Here is a 25,247-nt window from a genome sequence, read left to right as displayed (position 1 = left end):
GCACTGGAGACTGGGAAGGGATGAGGATATGAAGCTGATCACGGCAATTGTCAAGCCGTTCACCCTCGAGGACGTCAAGGCAGGCCTCGAGCAGGCGGGTGTGCTCGGCATGACCGTCAGCGAGGTGCAGGGATACGGTCGCCAGAAGGGCCACACCGAGGTCTACCGCGGAGCCGAGTACTCCGTCGACTTCGTCCCCAAGGTCCGCGTCGAGGTCGTCGTCGACGACGCCACCGTCGACAAGGTCGTCGAGACCATCGTCGAGGCATCCCGCACCGGCAAGATCGGCGACGGCAAGGTATGGGTCACCCCGGTCGAAACGGTGGTCCGGGTGCGCACCGGCGAACGAGGTACCGATGCACTCTGACCCCAACGGGTCCGGAACTCGCGGCCCTGGTCCCGCTGCCTCCGCAGCGGGATCGGGGCCGCCGGTGTCTGCGGGGCCGACCGGAACCGGTACCGCCGCCACCGACCTCGCCCTGGCCCGAACCCAGCTGCTCTCCGGTGGTGTCCGCCATCGCCGGCTCGACGCCCCGGCCCTGCGTCACGCCCTCGTCGACCTCCACGAGTTCTGGCTCGTCACCAAGGGCGCCGAACTCGGCATCCAATCCGACTGCGGCTTCGCCGTCGTCGCCGTCGGCGGCCTCGGCCGCCGCGAGATGCTGCCCTGCTCCGACCTGGACCTGGTCCTCCTGCACGACGACATGGATCCCGCGGTCGTGTCCCGGATCGCCGATCGGTTGTGGTACCCCCTCTGGGATGCCCACATCAAGCTCGACCACAGCGTCCGGACCGTCCCGCAGGCACTGCAGGTGGCCGCTTCCGACCTGACCGCCGCGCTCGGCATGCTCGAAGCTCGTCACATCGCCGGCGACCCCGAACTGAGCAACCTGCTGATCGGCGGCGTGCGGCGGCAGTGGCGCACCGGCATCCGCAACCGGTTCGACGAACTCATCGCGCTGACCGAGGCCCGGTGGGAGCGTAGCGGGCAGATCGCGCACCGGGCCGAACCCGACCTCAAGAGCGGCCGCGGCGGGCTGCGGGACGTGCAACTGCTCAACGCCCTGTCCGTCGCGCAGCTCACCGACGGCATGCCGGGTCTCGGACCCGACGTTCCCGGCGGCGGGCTCGCGGCGGCGCACCGCCGCCTGCTCGACGTGCGCACCGAGCTGCACCGCGTCGCCGGCCGGCCCCGGGACCAGCTCCGCGCCCAGGACGCGGACGAGATCGCCGCCGCCCTGCGTATCGGCGACCGGTTCGACCTGGCACGCGTGCTCACCGAGGCCGCGCGGACCGTGAGCTACTCGGTGGAGGTCGGGGTACGCACGGCCGGGAACGCGCTGCCCCGCAAGGGCCTGTCCCGGTTGCGGCGCGTCCCCGTCCGCCGTCCCCTCGACGAGGGCGTCGTGGAGCACGGTGGGGAGGTGGCACTGGCCCGCGACGCGAATCCCCGCAAGGACCCCGGTCTGATCACGCGGGTCGCGGCGGCGGCGGCGCAGCACGATCTCCCGATCTCCGCGTCCACTCTCGGCCGGCTGGCCGACAACGCCCCGGAACTGCGCGAACCGTGGCCGCGCACCGCACTGAACGACCTGCTCGTGCTGCTCGGTTCGGGCACCCGCGCGATCGACCCCATCGAGGCGCTCGACCGGACGGGACTGTGGGGCCGGTTGCTGCCCGAGTGGGGAGCGGTGCGCGATCTGCCCCCGCGCGACGCCGTGCACATCTGGACGGTGGACCGGCACCTGGTGGAGACCGCGGTGCAGGCCGGCGGCCTGACCACCCGCGTCGCACGCCCCGATCTGCTGGTGCTCGGGGCGTTGCTGCACGACATCGGCAAGGGCCGCGGCGGCGACCACAGCGTCGTCGGAGCCGAACTCGCCACGCGGATCGGACGCCGGATGGGGCTGTGGCCCTCCGACGTCGCCGTGCTGTCCGCGATGGTCCGTCACCATCTGCTGCTTCCGCAGACCGCGACCCGCCGCGATCTCGACGACCCCGCCACGGTGGAGTCCGTCGTCGAGGCCATCGACGGCGACCCGGTGCTGCTCGAGCTGCTGCACGCCCTCGCCGAGGCGGACTCGCTCGCGACGGGGCCGGGGGTATGGGGTGACTGGAAGGCGGCGCTCATCCGGGAACTGGTCCGGCGCTGCCGGCTGGTGATGGCGGGGGAGGAGCTGCCGCACCCCGACCCGATCGATCCGCAGCTCGCCGAGCGGGCGGAACAGGGCGGTACCCACGTCGACCTGCAACCCGGCGAGAACCCGCACGCCTACACCGTGACGGTCGTCGCGCCCGACGAGCCGGGTCTGCTGTCCGACGCCGCCGGAGTGCTGGCGCTGCACGGCCTGCGCGTGCTGTCCGCCTCGGTGGGCAGCCACGCCGGCAGCGCGGTCAACAGCTTCGCCGTCGCCCCGCTGTTCGGGTCGCCACCGGTGGCGGGCCTGCTGCGGCAGGAACTCGTCCGGGCCCGGTCCGGGGACCTGGATCTGCTCGCCGCACTCGACGCGAAGGAGCAGGCCGCCCGCGAGGCGCAGCTGCCCGAACGACCGGAGCGGGCCGTGCCGGGCACCTACGCGCAGGCACCTCCGCACCTGATCTGGATCGACGCTCCGGAGCAGGGGCAGGCGATCCTCGAACTGCGCGCCGAGGACCGGCTCGGCATGCTGTGCCGGCTCGCGGACGCGTTCGAACGGTGCGGTGCCGACGTGCGCTGGGCCCGGGTCGCCACCCTCGGACGCACCGTCGTGGACTCGTTCTGCATCGATTTCGCAGGCTCCGACACCCGGGAGAACCGGGAGCGGATCGAGCGGGCCGTGCTGGCCGTGGTGCCTGCGCCGGAACCGAAGAAACCCGAGGACAACGGCTGAGTACGGGACGGGCGCTCGTGCACGTGCGAGAACTCGTGCCGCGAACGGCTACCCTGGAACGCAGAACTGTCCGCATCTTCGCCAGACCCAGGAGCGCATTCGGTGTTCGAATCCCTTTCCGACAGGTTGACCGGAGCCCTCAAGGACCTGCGCGGCAAGGGGCGCCTCTCCGACGCCGACATCGACGCGACCGCCCGGGAGATCCGCCTGGCGCTGCTCGAGGCCGACGTCGCACTGCCCGTGGTGCGCTCGTTCATCGCCAAGATCAAGGAACGCGCCAAGGGCGCCGAGGTGCACGGCGCGCTCAACCCTGCCCAACAGGTCGTCAAGATCGTCAACGAGGAACTCGTCGGGATCCTCGGCGGTGAGACCCGCCGGCTGCAGTTCGCCAAGACCCCGCCCACGGTGATCATGCTCGCCGGTCTGCAGGGTTCCGGTAAGACCACCCTCGCCGGCAAGCTCGCCAAGTGGCTCAAGGACCAAGGGCACACCCCGCTGCTCGTCGCCTGTGACCTGCAGCGACCCGGTGCGGTCACCCAGCTGCAGATCGTCGGCGAGCGCGCCGGCGCGACGGTGTTCGCCCCGCACCCCGGCACCTCGATCGGCGGAGGCGAGAACCCGCTCGGCATCACCGCCGCCGACCCGGTGCACGTCGCCCGCGACGGCGTCGCGGAGGCCCGCGCCAAGCACTACGACGTCGTCGTCGTCGACACCGCCGGCCGCCTCGGCATCGACGAGGAGCTGATGGCCCAGGCCGCCGGCATCCGCGACGCCGTGCAGCCCGACGAGACGCTGTTCGTGCTCGATGCCATGATCGGCCAGGACGCCGTGAGCACCGCCGAGGCGTTCCGCGCCGGCGTGGGCTTCACCGGCGTGGTGCTCACCAAGCTCGACGGCGACGCCCGCGGCGGTGCCGCCCTCAGCGTCCGCGAGCTGACCGGCCAGCCGATCCTGTTCGCGTCGACCGGTGAGAAGCTCGAGGATTTCGACGTCTTCCACCCCGAGCGCATGGCCAGCCGCATCCTCGGCATGGGCGACGTGCTCACCCTCATCGAGCAGGCCGAGCAGGTCTTCGACGCGCAGCAGGCCGAGGCCACCGCCGCGAAGATCGGTTCCGGTGAGCTCACCCTCGAGGACTTCCTCGACCAGATGATGGCCGTGCGGAAGATGGGTCCGATCGCGAACCTGCTCGGCATGCTGCCGGGTGCGGGCCAGATGAAGGATGCTCTCGCGAACGTCGACGAGAAGCAGCTCGACCGCATCCAGGCGATCATCCGCGGCATGACCCCGGCGGAACGTGCCAACCCGAAGATCATCAACGCCTCCCGGCGGCTGCGCATCGCCAACGGCTCCGGCGTCAAGGTCTCCGACGTCAACCAGCTCGTCGACCGGTTCTTCGAAGCCCGCAAGATGATGGCCGCGATGGCCGGGCGGATGGGAATGCCCGGATCCCGCAAGCCGCAGCGCGCGAAGAAGGGCAAGAAGGGCAAGAAGGGCGGCCGCGGGCCGACCCCGCCGAAGATCAAGGGCGGGTTCCCCGGCGGCATGCCCGCCGGCATGCCCGGCATGGGGGGCATGCCCGCCGGGTTCCCGGATCTGTCGAAGATGCCGAAGGGCCTCGACGAGCTGCCGCCCGGTCTCGAGAACTTCGACCTCTCGCAGCTGAAGTTGCCGAAGAAGTAGACCGCCGTGGCGTTCACCCTGCGCGGACGGTCCCTGCCGGACGGCGAACCGATCGAGCTGTGGATCGACGACGACGGCACGTTCGCCGCCGAGCCGATCCCCGGGGCCGAACTGCTCGCCGCCGACGGCTGGATCCTGCCCGGTCTCGTCGACGCCCACTGCCACGTCGGGATCCGCTTCGGTGGCGGCGCGGAGGACGCGGACGGACTGGTCGCGCAGGCCGTCACCGAACGTGACGCCGGGGTGCTGTTGCTGCGCGACGCGGGATCGCCGGTCGACACCCGGCATCTCGACGAGCGGGCCGACCTGCCGCGGATCGTGCGCGCGGGACGGCACATCGCCGCGCCCAAGCGCTACATCCGCGGCCTGCCCGTCGACCTCGAAGACGAATCGCAACTGCCGGCCGAAGTGGTACGGCAGGCCCGTGCCGGTGACGGCTGGGTCAAGCTCGTCGGTGACTGGATCGACCGCGACACCGGCGATCTCGCCCCGCTGTGGTCGGACGAGATCCTCGTCGAGGCGATCGCCGCGGCCCACCGGGAGGGGGCGCGCGTGACCGCGCACGTGTTCGGGGAGGACGCACTGCCCGGCCTGCTCGCCGCCGGGATCGACTGTGTCGAACACGGCACGGGACTGACCGACGACACCATCGCCGCCATGGCCGCGCAGGGCACCGCCCTCGTGCCGACGCTGGTCAACATCGACAACTTCCCGGAGATCGCCGACTCGGCCACCCGCTTCCCGGTCTATGCGGCGCACATGCGGGACCTGCACGCCCGCGTCGCGGACACCGTCGCCGCCGCCCGCGACGCCGGAATCCCGATCTACGCCGGCACCGACGCCGGCGGCTCGGTGCGGCACGGTCGCATCGCCGACGAGGTCGCCGCCCTCGGGAAGGCGGGGCTGACCCCGACCGAGGCGCTCGGCGCCGCCAGCTGGGCGGCCCGCACCTGGCTGGGGTACCCGAGCCTCCAGCTGGGCACGTCGGCGGACCTCACGGTGTACGCACAGGACCCGCGTAGCGGCCCGGACGTGCTGGCCCGGCCCGATCTGGTGATGCTCCGGGGTGCCGTCGTCACCCGTCGTGCCGCCTGCGCATGACCGCCCCCGAACCACCCGACCCGGACACCGCTGCGGCTCCCGCACGGCCCGCCCCGTCCCGGCCCGCGCACCGGTGGGGCATTCCCGCCGCGCTGATGGTGCTGGCCGTCAACCTCGTCGGGTTCACGCTGGGACCGGTCCTGGCCGGGGAGGGCTTCGTCGCCGAGACGTACGTGCTCGCCATCATGGCCCCCACCCTGCTCGCCGGAGCGGCGGCCCTCGCGTTCAGCGTGTGGCGTGGGTGCGGGCCCGTCGCCGACTTCGGACTGCCGCGGTCGTGGCCCGAGTTCCGCGACCAGCTCGGGATCGGCCTGCTCGGCGGGGGGATCGCGCTGCTCGGCGCGTTGATCCTGGCAGCGATCCTCGTCGTCGCCCTGGGAATCGACGCGGCCGATTCCCCGTTCACGGCGCTGGTCGGGTTGCCCGTGGGATGGAAACTGCTGCTCGTGGCCTGGGTGTGGTTCGGCGCTCCCCTCGGCGAGGAACTGATGTTCCGCGGCATGCTGTGGGGGGCGCTCGAACGCCGGCCCGACCGGTGGTGGGGACGCCCGATCGGCGTCCTGACGATCACCACGGTCGTGTTCGCCATGTGGCATCAGGAATGGTGGCGGCTGCCGGTGCTGCTGTGGGGCGGCGCGGCGATGGGGTTCGCGCGGCTGCGCGGCCGGTCGGTGTTCTCGTCCTGGGTGGCGCATTCGCTCAACAACACCCTGCCCGCGTTGGGCCTGCTGCTGCTGCTCTGACCTGTCGTTTTCGTCCCACCGGGCGGATCTGGCAGAATGGTCCGCTGTCGTCGCATCCGGTTACGTACCGCGCGGCGGTCACAGGATAGAGGCAAAACCGGGCGTGCCAGAAGGGCGCGTCGTCCGAATTGCACGTGACAGGCGTATTTCGCATGCGCCGAAGGAGATTCGCAGCAGTGGCTGTCAAGATCAAGCTCACCCGTCTCGGCAAGATCCGCAACCCGCAGTACCGCATCGTGGTTGCCGACTCGCGCACCCGCCGCAACGGCCGCGCCATCGAGACCATCGGCAAGTACCACCCGAAGGAAGAGCCCTCGCTGATCGAGATCGACTCGGAGCGGGCGCAGTACTGGCTCGGCGTCGGTGCGCAGCCGACCGAGCCGGTCGAGAACCTCCTCAAGATCACCGGCGACTGGCAGAAGTTCAAGGGCCTGCCCGGCACCGAGGGCACCCTGCGCACGGCCGAGCCCAAGCCGTCCAAGCTCGAGCTGTTCCAGGCTGCCCTCGCGCAGGCCGAGAACGAGCCGGCTGCCGAGGCCATCACGCCCAAGAAGAAGAAGGCCGCCAAGGAAGACGCCGCGGAGGAGTCCTCCGAGTCCACCGAGGCTGCCGAGTAATGAGCGCCGTTGTCGCCGATGCCGTCGAGCATCTCGTCCGTGGGATCGTCGCCAACCCCGACGACGTGCGCGTCGAGCTGATCACGGGCCGTCGGGGGCGCACCGTCGAGGTGCACGTGCACCCCGACGATCTCGGCAAGGTCATCGGTCGCGGTGGCCGCACCGCGACCGCCCTGCGGACCCTCGTCTCCGGCATCGGAGGCCGCGGGATCCGTGTCGACGTCGTCGACACCGACCAGTAGGCGCACCGCGGTGGAGCTCGTGGTGGGCCGTGTCGCCAAGTCGCACGGCATCAAGGGTGAGGTGGTCGTCGAGGTTCGCACCGACGAACCCGAGGAGCGCTTCGCCGTCGGCGCGGTGCTGCACGGCCGCAAGCCCCGCGAGCAGACCCTGCAGACGTACACGGTGGAAGCCGCCCGGGAACACTCCGGGCGGCTTCTGCTGCGCCTGCGGGGCGTCACCGACCGCAGCGCCGCCGACGCCCTGCGCGGCACCCTGTTCGTCGTCGACAGCGCCGATCTGCCGCCGTCCGACGATCCGGACGAGTTCTACGACCACGAACTCGAGGGACTGTCCGTACGCATCGTCGCGGGCCGGCCCGACGCCGGCACCGAGATCGGCACCGTCCGCGAGGTGCTGCACACCGCCGCCGGCGAACTGCTCTCCGTCCGGCCGGCCGGCGACGAACAGCGCGAACTGCTGATCCCGTTCGTCACCGCGATCGTCCCGACGGTCTCGCTCGCGGACGGTGTCATCGAGATCGATCCGCCCGAGGGTCTGCTCGACCCCGACTTCGGCTCGGAGACATAACCTCCCGTGCGTTTCGACGTCGTCACCATCTTCCCCGAATACCTCGAGCCGCTGCGTGTCGCGCTGCTCGGCAAGGCCATCGACAAGGGGCTCGTCTCCGTCGGGATCCACAATCTGCGGGACTGGACCCACGACGTGCACAAGGCCGTCGACGACGCGCCGTACGGCGGGGGACCGGGCATGGTCATGAAACCCACGGTGTGGGGGCCCGCCCTCGACGACGTGCTCGCCGGACCCGACGGTGAACCCGACCCGGACGTGCTGCTCGTCGTCCCCACCCCGGCCGGTGCGCCGTTCGACCAGGCCACCGCGCAGCGCTGGGCCGGCGAGAAGCGCATCGTGTTCGCCTGCGGCCGCTACGAAGGCATCGACCAGCGCGTCTTCGACGACGCCGCGCGCCGGGTACGCGTCGAAGAGGTCAGCATCGGCGACTACGTCCTCATCGGCGGCGAGGTCGCCGTCCTCGTCATGACCGAGGCCGTCGTGCGGCTGCTGCCCGGCGTCCTCGGCAATCAGCAGTCCCACCAGGAGGACTCGTTCTCCGACGGTCTGCTCGAGGGTCCCAGCTACACCCGCCCCGTCAGCTGGCGCGGCCTCGACGTGCCGCCGGTGCTGCTGTCCGGGGACCACGCCAAGGTGGCCGCGTGGCGCCGGGAACAGGCGCTCGAACGCACCCGCGAACGCCGACCCGACCTGCTCGCCGACTGACCGACCGCGCTCAGTGCGTCCCGGCGCTGCCGAACACCGTGCGGACCACCTCGGTGACCGTCTCGCGCGCGTGCTGCGCGCTCGCATCCCCGGTCACATCGAACAGCGCCGTGTCCGGCAGGTCGGTCCACCGGTCGTCGTCCACGTCGTAGTGCACGAGTTCGCGGGAGAGCACCACCAGCACGTACCGCTCGTCCTCCCCGACGAACCCCGTGGACAGATGGATCCAGCGCCCGTCCAGGCAGCACATCCAGCCCTGCTTGACGCCGAGCCCGGTGGTGTCGCTCAGCCCGTCCGGCAACCCGAATCGCTGGTCGTACCCGTCGGCGCCGACGGGACCGGCGGCACGCAGGTGCCCCACGATCGTCGCGCGGCCCCACTCGTCGAGCCCGCCCGTGCCGTCGAGAAGATCCGCGTACCAGGTGAGCAGGTCCGACGCGGTGGTGACGGTGTTCCACCACAGCCCGTCCGCCGGCGCGACGGTACCGGTGAGCGCGTGCCGGGCGGCGGTGCGCTCGACGATCTCCGAGTCGCCGTGCCGGAACCACAGGTCGTTGGCCGCGGAGTCGTCCGACGACTCGAGCATCGCGGCGATCCGGTCGTAGTCGCTGCCGCCGAGCGGCAATTCGCCCGTCGCCGCCCGGTACAGCAGGTCGTCGGCGATGAACAGCTTGGCCACCGACGCGGTCTCGACGGGTGCGTCGACGCCACCGACGACCCGGAGCCCGGTCCGCCGGTCGAGCGCGGCGATCGTGACGTCCGCGCCGCGACCGGCCGCGGTCGCCGCCGCCGCCGTCATCCGGTCGGCCAGCGACCCGAGTGGTTCGAGCGGACCGGGGGACTCGGCGGCGGCGGACGGCAGAGCGACCGGCGACATGACCGGTTCCGGACCGCACGCCCCCACCGTCGCTGCCGTCAGCAACGACAGCGCCAGCATCGCCCAGCGTCCGCCGCGCACCCGGGACATGCCTGCCCACCCTCCTGCTCTCGATTGTCCGACGTACTCGTCCCACCGTCGAGGAGACGGGCACACCCGTCCGCGTCACCGAGGGCGGAGCCCGTCCGCGTCACCGAGGGCGGAGCCCGTCCGCGTCACCGAGGGCGGAGCCCGTCCGCGTCACCGAGGGCGGAGCCCGTCCGCGTCACCGAGGGCGGAGCCCGTCCGCGTCACCGAGGGCGGAGCCCGTCCGCGTCACCGAGGGCGGAGCCCGTCCGCGTCACCGAGGGCGGAGCCCGTCCGCGTCACCGAGGGCGGAGCCCGTCCGCGTCACCGAGGGCGGAGCCCGTCCGCGTCACCGAGGGCGGAGCCCGTCCGCGTCACCGAGGGCGGAGCCCGTCCGCGTCACCGAGGGCGGAGCCCGTCCGCGTCACCGAGGGCGGAGCCCGTCCGCGTCACCGAGGGCGGAGCCCGTCCGCGTCACCGAGGGCGGAGCCCGTCCGCGTCACCGAGGGCGGAGCCCGTCCGCGTCACCGAGGGCGGAGCCCGTCCGCGTCACCGAGGGCGGAGCCCGTCCGCGTCACCGAGGGCGGAGCCCGTCCGCGTCACCGAGGGCGGAGCCCGTCCGCGTCACCGAGGGCGGAGCCCGTCCGCGTCACCGAGGGCGGAGCCCGTCCGCGTCACCGAGGGCGGAGCCCGTCCGCGTCACCGAGGGCGGAGCCCGTCCGCGTCACCGAGGGCGGAGCCCGTCCGCGTCACCGAGGGCGGAGCCCGTCCGCGTCACCGAGGGCGGAGCCCGTCCGCGTCACCGAGGGCGGAGCCCGTCCGCGTCACCGAGGGCGGAGCCCGTCCGCGTCACCGAGGGCGGAGCCCGTCCGCGTCACCGAGGGCGGAGCCCGTCCGCGTCACCGAGGGCGGAGCCCGTCCGCGTCACCGAGGGCGGAGGAAGGATAGCGGTAGGGTCGACCGCTGTGACGACCGCTCTCAAGACCGTGAATCAGCGCATCGCCGAGGAACTCGACGTCCGGGAAGGTCAGGTCGCTGCGGCGGTCGACCTGCTCGACGGCGGCGCGACGGTGCCGTTCATCGCCCGCTACCGCAAGGAGGTCACCGGCGGGCTCGACGACGCCCAGCTCCGGCAGCTCGAGGAACGTCTGCGATACCTGCGTGAACTCGACGAGCGCCGCACGGCGGTGCTCGAGTCCGTCGAATCCCAGGGCAAGCTCGACGACGAGCTGCGCACGCAGATCCTGCTCGCCGACACCAAGGCCCGGCTCGAGGACATCTACCTGCCGTTCAAGCCGAAGCGCCGTACCAAGGCGCAGATCGCGCGGGAGGCCGGCCACGAGCCCGTCGCCGACGCCCTCCTCGGCGACCCCGCCACCGATCCCACGCAGTACAGCGCCGAACAGCTCGACGGCGCCCGCGCCATCCTCGTCGAACGCTTCGCCGAGGACGCCGACCTGGTGGGCGAGCTGCGTGAGGCGATGTGGACCCGCGGCCAGCTGAAGTCCACCGTCCGTCCCGGCAAGGAAACCGAGGGCGCCAAGTTCGCCGACTACTTCGAGTTCTCCGAGCCGTTCCCCGACCTGCCCTCGCATCGCATCCTGGCGGCGTTGCGCGGCGAGAAGGAGGAGGTGCTGAGCCTGTCGCTCGAACCGGACTCCGAGGAACCCGAGCCCGGGCAGCGCACCTACTACGAAGGCCGCATCGCCGCCCGCTTCGGCATCGCCGACGAGGGCCGGGCCGCCGACAAGTGGCTGCTCGACACCGTCCGCTGGGCGTGGCGCACCAAACTGCTCGTCTCCCTCGCCCTCGACATCCGCATGCGGCTGCGGCAGTCCGCCGAGAAGGACGCCGTCGACGTGTTCGCCGCGAATCTGCGCGACCTGCTGCTCGCCGCCCCCGCCGGCACCCGGCCGACGATGGGACTCGACCCCGGCTTCCGCACCGGCACCAAGGTCGCCGTCGTCGACGCCACCGGCAAGGTCGTCGCGCACGACACGATCTACCCGCACCAGCCGCACAACAAGCGCGAGCAGGCCCTGGCCACCCTGGCACGGCTCGTCGCGCAGCACGGTGTGGAACTGATCGCGATCGGCAACGGCACCGCCTCCCGCGAGACCGATGCCCTCGCCACCGAACTGATCGCGAAATCCGGCGCCACGAACCTCACCAAGATCGTGGTGTCCGAGGCCGGCGCGTCCGTGTACTCGGCGTCGGCGTACGCGTCGAAGGAACTGCCGGACCTCGACGTGTCGATCCGCGGTGCCGTGTCCATCGCCCGGCGCCTGCAGGACCCGCTCGCCGAGCTCGTCAAGATCGACCCCAAGTCCATCGGTGTCGGCCAGTACCAGCACGACGTGTCCGAGACGCTGCTCGCCCGCTCCCTCGGCACGGTCGTCGAGGACGCGGTCAACGCCGTCGGCGTGGACGTCAACACCGCATCGGTGCCGCTCCTGGCCCGGGTGTCGGGTATCGCGTCGTCCCTCGCCGAGAGCATCGTCGCGCACCGCGACGGGAACGGACCGTTCCGCAGCCGCAGGGACCTCACCGCGGTGCCGCGCCTCGGCCCGAAGGCGTTCGAGCAGTGTGCCGGCTTCCTTCGCATCCCGAACGGCGACGATCCGCTCGACGCGTCGAGTGTGCACCCGGAGGCGTATCCGGTCGTGCGGCGCATCGTCGAACGCACCGGCAGCGACGTGCGCGAACTGGTCGGCAACACCGCGGTGCTGCGGCGCCTGCGCCCGGAGGAATTCGTCGACGACCGCTTCGGCCTGCCCACGGTCACCGACATCATCGCCGAACTCGAGAAGCCGGGCCGCGACCCGCGCCCGGAGTTCAAGACCGCGACGTTCGCCGCCGGCGTCGAGAAGGTCGCCGACCTGAAACCCGGCATGGTGCTCGAGGGCGTGGTCACCAACGTCGCGGCGTTCGGCGCGTTCGTCGACGTCGGGGTGCACCAGGACGGTCTCGTGCACGTGTCCGCGATGTCCCGCAGCTTCGTCAAGGATCCGCGCGACGTCGTCAAGTCCGGCGAGGTGGTCAAGGTCAAGGTGCTCGACGTGGACGTGCCGCGGCAGCGGATCGGCCTGACGCTGCGCCTCGACGACGAGATCCCGGCCTCCGGGGCCCCGTCCGGCGACGACCCGCGCGGTCCGCAGGACCGGGGCGGACGTCGGCCGGGCGGCCGGCAGCAGGGCAGGCGTCAGGACGGACAGGGGCATGGTGCTCGCCGCGGCGGCCGTCGCCAGGATGCTCCGCCGGCCGCCGGTTCGATGGCGGACGCGTTGCGGCGCGCCGGATTCGGCAAGTAGATGCCGCCCGGGCCGCGCCGACTACCGGCGCGGCCCGGTTCCTGACATCCTCGGGAGCATGCAGCCCACGGTGACGACCGGCCGCGCGCCGAAGGACCCGCCCCGCCCCGCCGGCGGAGTCCCGAGGGCGATGGCGCCGTGACGGCCGTGACCGAGTGGCTGCAACGCGAGATCGTCGACCGCGGGCGCCTGCCCCTGCTGTTCTTCCTGCTCGGCTTCCTCCTCGCGTTCCTGTTCATCCGGTTCAGCGTCCGCATGATCCGCGCCCAGGTACGCTGGTGGCCCGGCAACGTCACCCCCGGCGGCCACCACGTGCACCACGTGGTGTTCGGCGTCGTCACCATGGTGGTCGCGGGCGGATCCCTCATCGCCGTCTACGAGGACGGCACGCAGACCACCGGGGCGGCTCTGGCCGCGCTCTTCGGCATCGGCACCGCGCTCGTGCTCGACGAGTTCGCCCTGATCTTCTACCTCAACGACGTGTACTGGGAGCAGGAGGGGCGCGTCTCGGTCGATGCGGTCTTCGTCGCGATCGCCGTCACCGGCCTGGTGCTGCTCGGCCTGCAGCCCCTCGAATTCGCCGACGTCACCAATTTCCGGGAGGACCCGTCGTGGGTGACCCGCACCCTGATCGCCGTCTCCGCCCTCGGCAATCTGGCCCTCGCGGCGGTCGTGCTGGCCAAGGGCAAGATCTGGACGGGCCTGATCGGTCTGTTCGTCTTCCCTCTGCTGCTGGTCGGGGCGGTGCGCCTGTCGCGGCCCGGCGCACCCTGGGCCCGCTGGCGCTACACCGGCAAGACCCGCAAGATGCGTCGCGCGATCGAACGCGAGCGGCGCTACCGACGCCCGGTGATCCGGGCGAAGATCTTCGTGCAGGACCTGGTCGCGGGCAAACCCACGATGAACACCGTGCAGGGAGCCGTCCAGCATTCCCGCGTCGCCGCCGAAGCCGAACTGGCCCGCACCGTGCACGCCGCACCCCCGCCGATTTCCGCCACCCCGGCACCGTCTGGCACAATTGACGGGTTGCCCGGCTCGGGCACGCATACCTGACCTGGGCACGAACCAGTCGAGTACCGCCTTCCGGTGGATGCCGCTCGGTTCCTCTGCTCATGCGAACAAGCGAGGATGACAACCGATGAACACCCTGGACTTCCTGGACGCCAAGTCCCTGCGCGACGACATTCCGGACTTCCGTGCCGGCGACACCCTGAACGTGCACGTGAAGGTCATCGAGGGCTCGAAGGAGCGCGTGCAGGTCTTCAAGGGCGTCGTGATCCGTCGCCAGAACGGTGGCATCCGCGAGACCTTCACCGTGCGCAAGGTCTCGTTCGGTGTCGGCGTCGAGCGGACCTTCCCGGTGCACAGCCCCAACCTCGCCAAGATCGAGGTCGTCACCCGCGGTGACGTGCGCCGCGCCAAGCTGTACTACCTGCGCGAGCTGCGCGGCAAGGCCGCCAAGATCAAGGAAAAGCGCTGATCGTCACGCGCTGACCGTCAGGCCCCGAGTAGCCCGGTCCGGATCCGTTCCGGGCCGGGCTACTCTGATTCGGTGGCAGATTCATCGCGAGACCCGGCCGTGCCGGAGATGCAGCAGCACAGCACCGACGACACGCCCGGACGCGATCGGAAGCAGGACAAGAAGGAGAAGTCGTTCCTGCGGGAACTGCCCGTCCTGATCCTCGTCGCGCTCGTGCTGAGCTTCCTGCTCCAGACCTTCGTCGCGCGGGTGTACCTGATTCCCTCGGAGTCGATGGAGCCCACCCTGCACGGCTGCCCCGGCTGCACCGGCGACCGGATCGTCGTCGAGAAGATCGGCTACCGCTTCGGCGATCCCCGGCCCGGTGACGTCGTGGTCTTCCGCGGCCCCGACTCCTGGTCCACCGGCTACGTCTCCACCCGCTCCGACAACGTCGTGATCCGCGGCATGCAGGAGGTCGGCTCCCTCGTCGGCCTCGTCCCACCCGACGAGAACGACCTCGTCAAGCGCGTGATCGCCGTCGGCGGGCAGACCGTCGAATGCTGCGACGACCAGGGCCGTGTCCTCGTCGACGGCCGGCCCCTCGACGAGCCGTACATCGAGATGGACTTCCCGTTCACCCCCGGCGTGGTCACCTGCGAGACCGAGGTGCGCTCGGGCCGCTGCTTCGGTCCGGTCACCGTGCCGGACGGCCACCTCTGGGTCATGGGCGACAACCGCTCCAACTCCGCGGACTCGCGCTACCACGTCGCCGACGAGAACCAGGGCACCATCCCGGTCGACAACGTCATCGGCAAGGCCCGGTTCATCGTCCTGCCGCCCTCGCGGTGGGGCACCATCGACTCCCCGGAGATCCAGCAACCGTGACCCCGTGGCCGCCGCGCGCTGTGATCCGCAGGTCCGCGGGCCTGCGCACCATGGAGTCGACGCTCGTGCGGTGCGGGCTCGGGCCGGTTGCGGGGGTCGACGAGGCGGGCCGGGGCGCCTGCGCCGGACCGCTCGTCGTCGCCGCGTGCATCCTCGATCCCCGACCGCACCCGACGCTCGCGCGTCTCGACGACTCCAAGAAGCTCACCGAGAAGACCCGGGAGGAGCTGTTCCCGATCATCCGACGCCGCGCGGTGGCGTGGAGCGTGGTGATCGTGCCGGCCGCCGAGATCGACGCCATCGGTGTGCACGTGGCCAACATCGAGGGCATGCGCCGTGCGGTGATGCGGCTGTCCGTCGCGCCCGGGTACGTTCTCACCGACGGGTTCCGGGTTCCGGGCCTGCCGGCGCCGTCGCTGCCGGTCATCGGCGGGGACGCCGCAGCGGCCTGCATCGCGGCGGCGAGCGTGCTCGCCAAGGTCACCCGGGACCGGATCATGGTCGACCTCGACGGCGAGCTGCCCGGCTACGGCTTCGCCGTCCACAAGGGTTACAGCACCGCCGCGCACATGGCGGCGCTGCGCGATCTCGGCCCCAGCCGGGAGCATCGCCTGCGATACGCCAACGTCGCCGCCCTCCTCGGCGACGACCCCGGCCACGGCCGATTCGGCTCCGACGAGGCAGATGCGGGATGATGGATCGACACACCAGAACGGGAGGACACCGAGACCGATGAGTGCCGAGGATCTCGAGAAGTACGAAACCGAGATGGAACTCTCGCTGTACCGGGAGTACCGGGACATCGTTGGTCAGTTCGCGTACGTCGTGGAGACCGAGCGACGGTTCTATCTCGCCAATGCGGTCGAGCTGCTCCCGCACAACTCCGGCGGCGAGGTGTACTTCGAAGTGCGCATGTCCGACGCGTGGGTGTGGGACATGTACCGCCCCGCCCGCTTCGTCAAGCACGTCCGGGTCATCACCTTCAAGGACGTCAACATCGAAGAGCTCGACAAGCCCGACCTGCGCCTGCCCGACAAGCTGGGATAGCCCGCTCACCCCCTTCGCGTCCCGTCGGCCGAATGTCACATTCCTTCGATTCGATCGAAGCGGTGTGACATTCGGCCACGCGCTTTCCCCGGCCGCGCCCCGTCGGCCGCAGTTGTCCACACCCGGCGCGTTCATCCACAGATTCCGTGATCCGGGCCGGTGCGGGCCATGGACGTCCCTCGTGTGCCGCACAGTGGTTGCCACACAGGGAGGGACGGGGATGGGACGCAATCAGCAGGTGGGGGCGCTGGGGGAGGACCTGGCCGCCGAGTTTCTCGAGTCGGCGGGCCTGGTGGTGCTCGCGCGCAACTGGCGCTGCCGGTACGGGGAACTCGATCTGATCGCCGAGGACGGCGACACGGTGGTGTTCGTGGAGGTCAAGACCCGCACCGGCCTCGGGTACGGCACGCCGGCCGAGGCGGTGACCGCGGTCAAGGCGGATCGGATTCGCCGGCTGGCCGCGCTGTGGCTCTCCAGCCACGAGCGACGGTGGCGGCGCATCCGGGTCGACGTGGTCACGGTGCTGCTCCCATCCCGGGGCGAACCCTTGATCACCCATCGCCGGCAGGTGCTGTGATGGCACTGGGGAAGGCCTACTCGGTGGCGGTCACCGGGGTGGACGGGCAGGTCGTGGAGATCGAGGCCGACATCGGCCGCGGACTGCCGGGGGTGAGGATGGTGGGACTGCCCGATACCGCGCTGCAGGAGTCCCGGGACCGAGTCCGGGCGGCGGTGACGAATTCCGGCGGCGACTGGCCGGATTCACGGGTGGTGCTGGCCCTGTCGCCGGCGACGCTGCCGAAGGTGGGCAGCGTCTACGATCTCGCCCTCGCGTGCGCGGTGCTCAACGCCGCCGAATCGATTCCGCCCGAGTCGGTTTCGCGGACGATTCTGCTCGGAGAGCTGGCGCTCGACGGTCGGATCCGGGCGGTGCGCGGGGTCCTTCCGGCGGTGCTCTCCGCCAAGCGTGCCGGATGGCAGCGGGTGGTGGTCCCGGCCGCCACGATGCCCGAGGCCGGGCTGGTCGACGGCATCGACATCTACGGGGCGGGCACTCTCGCCGAGGTGGTGCTGTGGCTGCGCGGCGACGGACCGCTCGAGCGACCCGGTCCCCGCCCGCCGGGGGAGCGGCCGGGACGAGCGGACATGAGCGAGGTGGTCGGTCAGCACGAGGCACGGCGGGCCATCGAGATCGCGGCCGCCGGTGCGCACCATCTGATGCTCACCGGCCCGCCCGGCATCGGGAAGACGATGCTCGCCCAGCGGCTTCCCGGCGTGTTGCCGGCGTTGACGGAGGAACAGGCCCTCGAGGTGACCGCGATCCACTCCGTCGCCGGAACGCTGTCGGCGGATCAGCCGCTCGTCACCGACCCGCCGTTCATCGCTCCCCACCACACCGCGTCGGTCAGCTCGCTCGTCGGTGGGGGCAGCGGCATGGCCAAGCCCGGTGCGGTCAGTCGTGCCCACCGGGGCGTCCTCTTCCTGGACGAGGTCGCCGAGATGGGCACCAAGGCGCTCGAGGCGTTGCGGACCCCGCTCGAGGACGGGGAGGTGCGTATCGCCCGCCGCGACGGGGTTGCGCGCTACCCGGCGCGATTCCAACTGATCCTCGCCGCGAATCCGTGCCCGTGTGCGCCGCCTCGCGACGCCGACTGCGTGTGCCCGCCCGCCGCGCGCCGACGCTATCTGGGGAGGTTGTCGGGCCCGCTGCTCGACCGGGTGGACCTGCGGGTTCGGATGGAGACGGTGGCGACCGGCGCGCTCATGGGAGAGGCCGGGGAGAGCACCGAGGATGTTCGCACCCGGGTGGCCCGGGCCCGGGATGCTGCGGCCGCCCGCTGGAGCGCGCACGGGTGGAGTACCAACGCCGAGGTGCCCGGTCCCGCGCTGCGGCAGAAATTCCGTCTGCCCCGCGCGGCGCTCGGACCTGTGGAGTGGGCGCTGCGGAAGGGAGCGATCACCGCGCGCGGCGCGGATCGCGCGTTGCGGGTCGCGTGGACGCTGGCAGATCTCGCGGGGCTCGACGCTCCGGGAGAAATGCACGTGGCGACGGCTCTGGATTTCCGGGATCGGGGGACGGCATGAGCGCACCGGATCCGCGTCGGCTGGCGTGGGCCTATCTGTCGGTCGTGGCGCAGGGGGCGTCGCGGATCCTGAACGCCGCTATCACGGAGGACGGCCCGGAGGCGGTCGCGGCGGCGGTGCGGGACGGCTCGATCGGTGGCGCGCTGGGCAGACGTACTGCCGCCCGTGCCCATCTCGACTCCGCGGCGAGGGATCTGGAGCTGGTGGAGCGGCTGGGCGGTCGTCTGGTCACGCCCGACGACGACGAGTGGCCGGCATGGCAACTGCTGGCGTTCGACGGTCTCGACGGCGCGGACGTCGATGCCGCGCCGCCGGCGTTGTGGGTGCTGGGGCGACGGCGGATCGACGAGCTGGTGGAGCGGGCCGTGGCCGTCGTCGGCACGCGCGCGGCCAGTGGCTACGGCGAGAACGTGACCGCGGAGATCGCCGGGGACCTGGCGACCGACGGGTGGACGGTGCTGTCGGGGGCGGCCTTCGGGATCGACGCGGCGGCGCACCGGGCGGCCCTGGGGGTCGGTGGCGTGACGATGGCGGTCCTCGCGTGCGGGGTGGACCGGGCGTACCCGGCGGCGCACACCGGGTTGTTGCGGCAGATCGCCGAGCACGGGGCGGTGGTCAGCGAGTATCCGCCCGGCACGCTCCCGGCGCGGTTCCGGTTCCTGGCCCGCAACCGTCTGGTCGCGGGGCTGGGTGGTGGCGTTCTGGTGGTGGAGGCGGGCTGGCGCAGTGGGGCACGGAACACGGCGGCGTGGGGCAGACGGCTGGGGCGGCCGGTGCTGGCGGTTCCGGGGCCCGTGACCTCGGCGGCGTCGCAGGGCTGTCATCGGATGATCCGGGAGCAGGAGGCGCGACTGGTGGGCACCGCACGCGAGGTGGTCGAGGAGGTCGGCCCGATGGGTGTGGCCGACGACGGCGACGGACGCTGGGTGCGGGCGCTCGACGGACTCTCGGGCGACATGGCAGCCGTCTACGAAGCTCTGCCCGCGGCGGGGGCGGTATCGGTGCAGCACCTGTCGGAAACGTCGGGGCTGCTCCCGGAGCGGGTGCGGGCCGCGTTGCCGTTGCTCGAGCTCGAAGGACATGTGCAGCGGGAGGCGGCCGGGTGGGCACGCAGCAGGTGAGTGTCAGGGCTGGTCGTGCCCGCGTAGTTCCTCGGCTTTGGCCAGGATGGGCTTGTAGTACTTGTCGCCGAGCACCCTGGTCACCTGGGCGGCGAGCTCGGTCTCCCCGGTCTGGAGCAGGACGTACTCGAGCTCGGCCAGCTGTGCGCCGATCGCCTCGCGCCTGCGGTCCGTCTCCTCGAGGGCGCCGACGAGGCTCGTCAGGTACTGCGACGTGACGGTGTTCATCGTTTCTCGCATACCGCAACGATGGCGGAATTCCGGCGCGATGTCGGCGGATCGGATGATCCCGGTGGTGTTGCGTCGGCGCGGGGCGGTGGCCGCCGACGGACCGCACGCGTACGCTGCGATAGTTAGGTAAGCCTGAGCAAATACGGAGGTGGGCGTGGCCCCGAAGACCCCGCGATCGACGACCCTGACGGTGACGGGCAGCGAACGCCTGACTCCGCACCTGGTTCGGGTCCACCTCGGCGGCCCCGGGTTCGACGAGTTCGAACCAGGTCCGCACACGGACTCGTACGTCAAACTCGAGCTGGAGGCCGGCGGCGAGACGGTCCTGCGCACGTACACGGTGCGGGCCGTGGACCGGGAGGCCCGGCAGATCGCGATCGATTTCGTCGTCCACGGCGATCAGGGTGTCGCCGGTCCCTGGGCGGCGTCCGTGCAGCCGGGGCAGACCGTCGTGGTCCGCGGGCCCGGTGGTGCCTACCGCCCGGATCCGGACGCCGACTGGCACCTCCTCGCCGGTGACGACACCGCGATACCGGCCGTCGCCGCGGCGCTCGAAGCCCTGGCCCCGGATGCGCGGGGCCGGGTGTTCCTCGAGGTGGCCGGCCCCGACGACGAAATCGCCCTCTCGGCTCCCGCCGGCGTCGAGGTCACCTGGCTGCACCGCGGCTCCGCCACCGGGCCGGACCTGACCGGCGCGAACGCGCCCCTGGTCTCGGCGGTGACGGGCGCGGAGTGGCTGCCGGGCGACCCGCAGGTGTTCATCCACGGGGAAGCGGAGACCGTCATGCAGTACCTGCGGCCGTACGTCCGCAAGATCCGCGGGGTTCCGGCTGCCCGTGCGTCGATCTCCGGGTACTGGCGTCGCGGCCGCACCGAGGAGGGCTTCCGGGAATGGAAGCGCGAACTCGCGACGGCCGAAGCGCGGTGAACGCGCTCACACGCGTTCGCGGGTGAGGGTGAGCAGGGCGGTCATGGACAGCGCGGCCGAGATCGCGATCGCCAGCGCCATCGGCAGCGCGGTGTTCTCCCCGCCGAGCCCGACCAGTGGTGACACCAGGGCAGCCAGGCCGAACTGCGACGCGCCCATGACCGCGGAGCCGGTGCCCGCCGTCTTCGGCACCTGCCCCTGTGCCAGCGCCGTCGCGTTACCCATGACGAAGCCCAGGCTGGAGACGACGAGGAACAGCAGTGGCAGCACCAGCCGGCGGGCGGTGTCCGCGACCAGGACCGCGAGCACCAGCAGGATCCCGGCGGTCAGCATCTGGGCTACGCCGTACCGCAGCAGGTTCCGCACCTCGAAACGTCCGATGAGCCGGGTGTTGACGATGTTGCCCGCGACGAGGCCCACCGAGTTGACGGCGAAGACGAGGGAGAATTGTCCCGGCGTCATCCCCAGGACCTCCTGGACCACGAACGGTGATGCGGAGATGTACGAGAACATGGCGCCGAAGCCGAGCGCGAACGTCGCGGCGTAACCCACGAAGCGCCGATTGCCGATCACCGTGCCGAAGTTGCGGGCGAGTGTCGCCAGGCCCCCGCTGTGGCGGCGTTCGGGCGGCAACGTCTCCGGCACGACCGTGAGCACAGCGACGACCATCACCACGGCCAGGCCGGCCAGGACCCAGAAGATGCCGCGCCAGCCGATCGGCCCCAGCAGGACGCCGCCGAGCAGGGGTGCGACGATCGGCGCCACCCCGCCGATGATCATCATGATGCTGAACAGGCGGGCGGCCTCGTTGCCGCGGGAGCGGTCCGCAATCACCGCGCGCGCCAGCACGATTCCCGTGCCGCCGCTGAAGCCCTGGATCAGGCGGGCTGCGATGAGCACCTCCACCGTCGGCGCCGTCGCGCACAGGGCGCTGCTCAGGGCGAGGACGACGGTGCCCGCCAGCAGCAGGCGACGCCGGCCCCACCCGTCGGAGAGTGGTCCCACCACGAGTTGCCCGACGCCGAGGCCGGCCATGAAGGTGGTGAGCGTGAGCTGGATGCCGACCGTGCTGGTGCCGAGACTCTCGGACATGATCGGGAGTCCGGGCAGATACATGTCGGTGGCCAGCGGCGCGGTAGCGGAGAGCAGTGCCAGACCGAACAGCATCGGCAACGGAATCGTTTTACTCACGAACTAACCCTAGTGGGCGCCTGATCGGCGTGTGCGGTTGCGTGGGCGGTGCCCACAGCGCACGGTGACGGCCATGGACACCGCGCTGCCGCCGCCTCTCGCCGTGCATCTCGAGGAGTTCGCCGAGCATCTCGACCTGCGGGGCGGACGGTCCGCCCACACGATCCGCGCGTACACGACCGACATCCGAAGTCTGCTGGCCCACCTCGAGGCCGGCCACCCGGATGCGCGGATCGACGACCTCACCCTCGAGGTGCTGCGCTCCTGGCTGGCCGACCAGGTGGCGGGCGGCGCTGCCCGCACGACCTTGGCGCGGCGCACCTCCTCCGCCCGCACCTTCTGCGCGTGGCTGGCCCGCACCGGCCGGCTCGACCACGATCCCGCGGCTCGGTTGGTGTCGGCCCGCACCCACCGCACCCTTCCGCCGGTGTTGCGTGCCGATCAGGCATCCGAGGTGATGGCGGCTGCGGAGGCCGGTGCGCGCGAGCTGGACCCGGTGGCGCTGCGCGATCGGCTCGTGCTGGAACTGCTGTACGCGACGGGGATCCGGGTCGGGGAGCTGTGCGGGCTCGACGTCGACGACGTCGATGCCGACCGTCGGTCGCTGCGCGTGCTCGGTAAGGGCAACCGGGAACGGACCGTGCCGTACGGAGCGCCCGCGGCCGCCGCGCTCGACGCGTGGCTGCACAGCGGGCGGCCCGCCCTCGCGCGCCCGGATTCCGGGCCTGCGCTTCTGCTCGGTGTACGCGGCGGCCGGCTGGGCCCGCGCCAGGTCCGGTCCGTGGTGCACGAGAACGTAGCCGCAGTCCCCGGCGCACCCGATCTCGCGCCGCACGGGCTGCGGCACAGCGCCGCGACCCATCTGCTCGAGGGCGGTGCCGACCTGCGGGTGGTGCAGGAGTTGCTGGGTCACGCGAGCCTTGCGACGACCCAGCTCTACACCCATGTGTCGGTAGCGCGGTTGCGGGCGGCGCACGAACAGGCGCATCCGCGGGCGTGACCCGGGCGACGAAGACCCCGAGGTTTGGTACCGTCGCCGCCGCATCTGCTGCGCAATCCGGGGGGAATTCGTGGGGTACGAGGAGTCGACGCACGCTCTGCCTGCCTGGCTTCGGGACGAACCGGAGCCGGCGGGCCGCCGCGGAAGGCGACGGGGCGGCGACCGTGCGGTCGTGCCGCCCGAGCAGCCGGAGCCGTCTCCGCAGCCCGTACAACGACCATCCGGGACCACATCCCCGCCCGTGGATGTGGACCGACCGGCCGGTCCACCGGCCCCGGTGCCGTCTGTCCCGTTCGGCATGCCGTCTTCGGACCGTCCCGCGTCTGTGCCCGAAGCGCGGGTCGTCGAGCCGACGGTTCCCGCCCCGCCCGATGCCGAACCTGACACCGCCGAGCCTGACACCGCCGAGCCCGGCACCCCCGAGCCCGGCACGCCCGAGCCCCGCACCCCCGAACCTGCGGACCCGGAACCGGTGGTCACCGCGCAACCGGCCGATGCCGTTGCCGGACCCACCACTGCGGGGGAGGAGACCGCGGCGCGAAACGGCCCCGGGGAGCATCCCCGCGCCGAGCCCGCGCCGCCTCCACCGACGCCCGGCTCGGAAGCCACCGGGTCGCCCCTGCGGGAGGCGGACGACCCCGAAAACCGTCCGTCGTCGATCCGTTCCGGGCTTTCCACCCCAGGGCACTGCCGGGAAGCCGGCCCGGTGGAGTCCGGCGCCCCGGAGCCGCGGCCGTCCGATCAGGACCTGACCTCCGGCGCGCTGGTCCGGCGGTCCCGGCGCTCTCCCGCGGCCGGTTGGCGGCGCAGCGTGCACCGGTTCACCGGCGGAATCCTCGCGCCCGGCGAATCGACCGACGAGACGTACCGGCGTGAGCTCGAGGACCGGGTCCGGCAGCCGATCAGCGGCGACTACCGGATCGCGGTGCTGTCCCTCAAGGGCGGTGTCGGAAAGACGACGACCACCGTCGGACTCGGCTCCACGTTCGCCTCGCTGCGGGGGGACTGTGTGATCGCGGTCGACGCGAATCCCGACTTCGGGACGCTCGCGCAGCGAGTGCCCCAGCAGACCGGGTCCACGGTGCGCGACCTGCTCGCCGCGGCCCCGCGGATCTCCCGCTACGCCGACGTCCGCGCCCACACGTCGCAGGCGCCGAGCCGTCTCGAAGTGCTTGCGAGCGAACGCGACCCGGCGGTGTCGGAGGCGTTCAGCGAGGACGACTACCGCCGCGTCGTGGACATCCTGCGGGTGTACTACAACGTCGTCCTGACCGACTGCGGCACGGGCATCATGCATTCGGCGATGCGGGGGGTGCTCGATCTCGCCCACGCACTCGTGCTGGTCGCGTCCCCGGCGATCGACGGGGCGCGGAGCGCGGCCGCGACACTCGACTGGTTGCAGCACCACGGTTTCGGGGCACTCGTCGAGCGCACCGTCGTGGTGATCAGCGCTGCCCGGCCCGGGGCCACCAACATCGACATGCAGGCACTGACGGGACACTTCCTCGCGCGGTGCCGGGCCGTGCAGGTGGTGCCGTTCGACGAACACCTTGCCGAGGGGGCCGAGATCGACCTCGCTCTGCTCCGGCCTGCCACTCGTCGCGCCTTCCTCGAACTCGCCGCCATGGTTGCCGACGACTTCGCGGCAGTGTCGGGACGCCACGCCGCGGACCGCCGCCCGTAGCCGAGCCGCGGGCGCGGCTGAGCGGTTCCGCCGCCGCGCCCGGACACGGGCTCGAGACGGATCACCGACCGCACGAGCGGCAACGGGTCGAGGTAGTCGTCGCGGCCTCGGCGCAGACCCCAGTGCAGGCAGGCCGCCGCGGGGCAGCCCTCGTGGCCCGGCTCGAGGGTGCCGAGCGGATCCCCCCGTTCCACGCGCCGGCCTGCGGCGACCGTCGCGGTCACCGGCTCGTAGGTGGTGCGCAGCCCACCGGCGTGCTCCACCGAGACGACAGGTTTGCCGGCGACGGTCCCCGCGAACACCACCACGCCGGCGCCGGCGGCGAACACCGGCTGCCCGGGCCGGCCGGCGAGGTCGGCGCCTCGGTGCCCGGGCAGCCAGTCGTGCTCGGGACCGTCGAACGGGCGGGCCACGACCGGCCGTGGCTGCAGCGGCCAGCCGAACTCGCGGGGGGACGCCGCGGCGGGAACCGACCCCGCGAGCGCGGCGAGCGCGATCAGGACGGCGATCCCGGTGATCTTCATCCGCCCAGCGTGCCGGGCGGTGCCGGCGACGGACAGAGCCTTCCCGGCATTGTGGACAACCCTCCGATTCGTCCACAGATCGGCCGAACCGGCCCGCTGATCAGGCAGTTGTGGTTCCCGGCGGGCAAGGCCGTACACTGTTCGAGCGGTCTGTGTTCGCAGATCGACTTCGCGCGTCCGCGCGCTGATCGCCGCCCGGTGTTCCGGGCGCCATCGGAAATTGGCCGTCGGCCGGTCCCGCAAGGGTCCGACGGGCATGCGGACGCCAGGGCGGGGATCACCCGATCTCCCGCGGCAACCGAA

General features: G+C 71.8%; 24 protein-coding genes and 1 pseudogene. 21 read left to right on the top strand and 4 right to left on the bottom strand.

Annotation, left to right across the window (positions count from 1 at the left end; genetic code table 11):
• Positions 1-28 precede the first annotated feature (28 nt).
• From QYS60_RS10705 to trmD, 9 genes are all read left to right on the top strand, one after another.
• A complete protein-coding gene (locus QYS60_RS10705) occupies positions 29-367 on the top strand; it encodes a P-II family nitrogen regulator (RefSeq protein ID WP_003939029.1) in 339 nt (112 codons plus the stop codon).
• The gene (locus tag QYS60_RS10700) at positions 357-2,870 is read left to right on the top strand and encodes a [protein-PII] uridylyltransferase (protein ID WP_371383104.1); all 2,514 of its coding nucleotides are present in this window, start codon (positions 357-359) and stop codon (positions 2,868-2,870) included. The genes QYS60_RS10705 and QYS60_RS10700 overlap by 11 nt, the downstream gene beginning before the upstream one ends.
• A 102-nt stretch (positions 2,871-2,972) precedes the next feature.
• Positions 2,973-4,553 (top strand): signal recognition particle protein, encoded by a 1,581-nt coding sequence (gene ffh / locus QYS60_RS10695; protein ID WP_371383103.1) that lies wholly within the window; start codon positions 2,973-2,975, stop codon positions 4,551-4,553.
• Between the two features lie 6 nt (positions 4,554-4,559).
• Entirely contained in the window at positions 4,560-5,654 is a 1,095-nt protein-coding gene (locus QYS60_RS10690) for an amidohydrolase family protein (protein WP_371383102.1), read from the top strand.
• Entirely contained in the window at positions 5,651-6,397 is a 747-nt protein-coding gene (locus QYS60_RS10685) for a lysostaphin resistance A-like protein (protein ID WP_371383101.1), read from the top strand. Before QYS60_RS10690 ends, QYS60_RS10685 begins: the two co-directional genes overlap by 4 nt.
• Before the next feature lie 176 nt (positions 6,398-6,573).
• Complete coding sequence (gene rpsP / locus QYS60_RS10680; protein ID WP_371383100.1) at positions 6,574-7,014, top strand: 30S ribosomal protein S16; 441 nt, start codon at positions 6,574-6,576, stop codon at positions 7,012-7,014.
• Complete coding sequence (locus QYS60_RS10675) at positions 7,014-7,256, top strand: RNA-binding protein (protein ID WP_003939023.1); 243 nt, start codon at positions 7,014-7,016, stop codon at positions 7,254-7,256. Before rpsP ends, QYS60_RS10675 begins: the two co-directional genes overlap by 1 nt.
• Before the next feature lie 10 nt (positions 7,257-7,266).
• Positions 7,267-7,824, top strand: a complete 558-nt coding sequence (rimM, locus tag QYS60_RS10670; protein WP_054374001.1) for a ribosome maturation factor RimM — start codon at positions 7,267-7,269, stop codon at positions 7,822-7,824.
• Positions 7,825-7,830: 6 nt separating this feature from the next.
• Positions 7,831-8,532, top strand: a complete 702-nt coding sequence (trmD, locus tag QYS60_RS10665) for a tRNA (guanosine(37)-N1)-methyltransferase TrmD (protein ID WP_371383099.1) — start codon at positions 7,831-7,833, stop codon at positions 8,530-8,532.
• 10 nt (positions 8,533-8,542) lie between these two features.
• On the opposite strand, the gene QYS60_RS10660 is transcribed toward trmD, so the two are convergent.
• Entirely contained in the window at positions 8,543-9,499 is a 957-nt protein-coding gene (locus QYS60_RS10660) for a hypothetical protein (protein ID WP_371383098.1), read from the bottom strand.
• A gap of 941 nt (positions 9,500-10,440) precedes the next feature.
• Between QYS60_RS10660 and QYS60_RS10655 the strand changes: the two genes are divergently transcribed.
• The 9 genes from QYS60_RS10655 (at position 10,441) to dprA (ending at position 19,386) form a co-directional block, all read left to right on the top strand.
• On the top strand, positions 10,441-12,786 hold the full coding sequence (locus tag QYS60_RS10655; RefSeq protein ID WP_371383097.1) for a Tex family protein: 2,346 nt from the start codon (positions 10,441-10,443) through the stop codon (positions 12,784-12,786).
• Between the two features lie 147 nt (positions 12,787-12,933).
• Positions 12,934-13,839 carry a hypothetical protein gene (locus QYS60_RS10650; protein WP_371383167.1) on the top strand — a complete coding sequence of 302 codons (906 nt, stop codon included), beginning with the start codon at positions 12,934-12,936 and terminating at the stop codon, positions 13,837-13,839.
• Positions 13,840-13,924: 85 nt separating this feature from the next.
• Positions 13,925-14,266, top strand: coding sequence for a 50S ribosomal protein L19 (rplS, locus tag QYS60_RS10645; protein ID WP_003939017.1), 342 nt, complete (start codon positions 13,925-13,927; stop codon positions 14,264-14,266).
• Positions 14,267-14,374: 108 nt separating this feature from the next.
• Positions 14,375-15,133: a signal peptidase I gene (lepB, locus tag QYS60_RS10640; protein WP_052034044.1), complete on the top strand. Its 759-nt coding sequence runs from the start codon at positions 14,375-14,377 to the stop codon at positions 15,131-15,133.
• Positions 15,130-15,828, top strand: a complete 699-nt coding sequence (locus QYS60_RS10635; RefSeq protein WP_003939015.1) for a ribonuclease HII — start codon at positions 15,130-15,132, stop codon at positions 15,826-15,828. The genes lepB and QYS60_RS10635 overlap by 4 nt, the downstream gene beginning before the upstream one ends.
• Before the next feature lie 37 nt (positions 15,829-15,865).
• Positions 15,866-16,180: a DUF2469 domain-containing protein gene (locus QYS60_RS10630; RefSeq protein WP_003939014.1), complete on the top strand. Its 315-nt coding sequence runs from the start codon at positions 15,866-15,868 to the stop codon at positions 16,178-16,180.
• A 220-nt stretch (positions 16,181-16,400) separates the two neighbouring features.
• Positions 16,401-16,757, top strand: coding sequence for a YraN family protein (locus QYS60_RS10625; protein ID WP_371383096.1), 357 nt, complete (start codon positions 16,401-16,403; stop codon positions 16,755-16,757).
• The gene (locus QYS60_RS10620; RefSeq protein ID WP_371383095.1) at positions 16,757-18,265 is read left to right on the top strand and encodes a YifB family Mg chelatase-like AAA ATPase; all 1,509 of its coding nucleotides are present in this window, start codon (positions 16,757-16,759) and stop codon (positions 18,263-18,265) included. The genes QYS60_RS10625 and QYS60_RS10620 overlap by 1 nt, the downstream gene beginning before the upstream one ends.
• Entirely contained in the window at positions 18,262-19,386 is a 1,125-nt protein-coding gene (dprA, locus tag QYS60_RS10615) for a DNA-processing protein DprA (protein ID WP_371383094.1), read from the top strand. Before QYS60_RS10620 ends, dprA begins: the two co-directional genes overlap by 4 nt.
• A 3-nt stretch (positions 19,387-19,389) precedes the next feature.
• On the opposite strand, the gene QYS60_RS10610 is transcribed toward dprA, so the two are convergent.
• Positions 19,390-19,626 (bottom strand): hypothetical protein, encoded by a 237-nt coding sequence (locus QYS60_RS10610; protein WP_235157695.1) that lies wholly within the window; start codon positions 19,624-19,626, stop codon positions 19,390-19,392.
• 145 nt (positions 19,627-19,771) lie between these two features.
• On the opposite strand from QYS60_RS10610, the gene QYS60_RS10605 reads away from it, so the two are divergent.
• Positions 19,772-20,545 carry a siderophore-interacting protein gene (locus QYS60_RS10605; protein WP_371383093.1) on the top strand — a complete coding sequence of 258 codons (774 nt, stop codon included), beginning with the start codon at positions 19,772-19,774 and terminating at the stop codon, positions 20,543-20,545.
• A gap of 6 nt (positions 20,546-20,551) precedes the next feature.
• Here QYS60_RS10605 and QYS60_RS10600 read toward each other — a convergent pair whose 3' ends face one another.
• Positions 20,552-21,712, bottom strand: a complete 1,161-nt coding sequence (locus tag QYS60_RS10600) for a multidrug effflux MFS transporter (protein ID WP_371383164.1) — start codon at positions 21,710-21,712, stop codon at positions 20,552-20,554.
• Between the two features lie 97 nt (positions 21,713-21,809).
• Here QYS60_RS10600 and QYS60_RS10595 point away from each other — a divergent pair, with 97 nt between their 5' ends.
• Together QYS60_RS10595 and QYS60_RS10590 are read left to right on the top strand one after the other, a co-directional pair.
• Complete coding sequence (locus QYS60_RS10595; protein WP_289379239.1) at positions 21,810-22,736, top strand: tyrosine recombinase XerC; 927 nt, start codon at positions 21,810-21,812, stop codon at positions 22,734-22,736.
• A gap of 706 nt (positions 22,737-23,442) precedes the next feature.
• A complete protein-coding gene (locus QYS60_RS10590; protein WP_371383163.1) occupies positions 23,443-24,420 on the top strand; it encodes a MinD/ParA family protein in 978 nt (325 codons plus the stop codon).
• A 38-nt stretch (positions 24,421-24,458) separates the two neighbouring features.
• On the opposite strand, the pseudogene QYS60_RS10585 reads toward QYS60_RS10590, so the two are convergent.
• A pseudogene (locus tag QYS60_RS10585) lies at positions 24,459-24,944 on the bottom strand (M23 family metallopeptidase); the annotation flags it as partial.
• Positions 24,945-25,247 lie beyond the last annotated feature (303 nt).

This window comes from Rhodococcus sp. GXMU-t2271, assembly GCF_041414735.1.
GTDB lineage: Bacteria > Actinomycetota > Actinomycetes > Mycobacteriales > Mycobacteriaceae > Rhodococcus > Rhodococcus indonesiensis.
The sequence above is the reverse complement of the archived record's forward strand: the minus strand, read 5'-3'. Positions and strand labels throughout refer to the sequence as shown.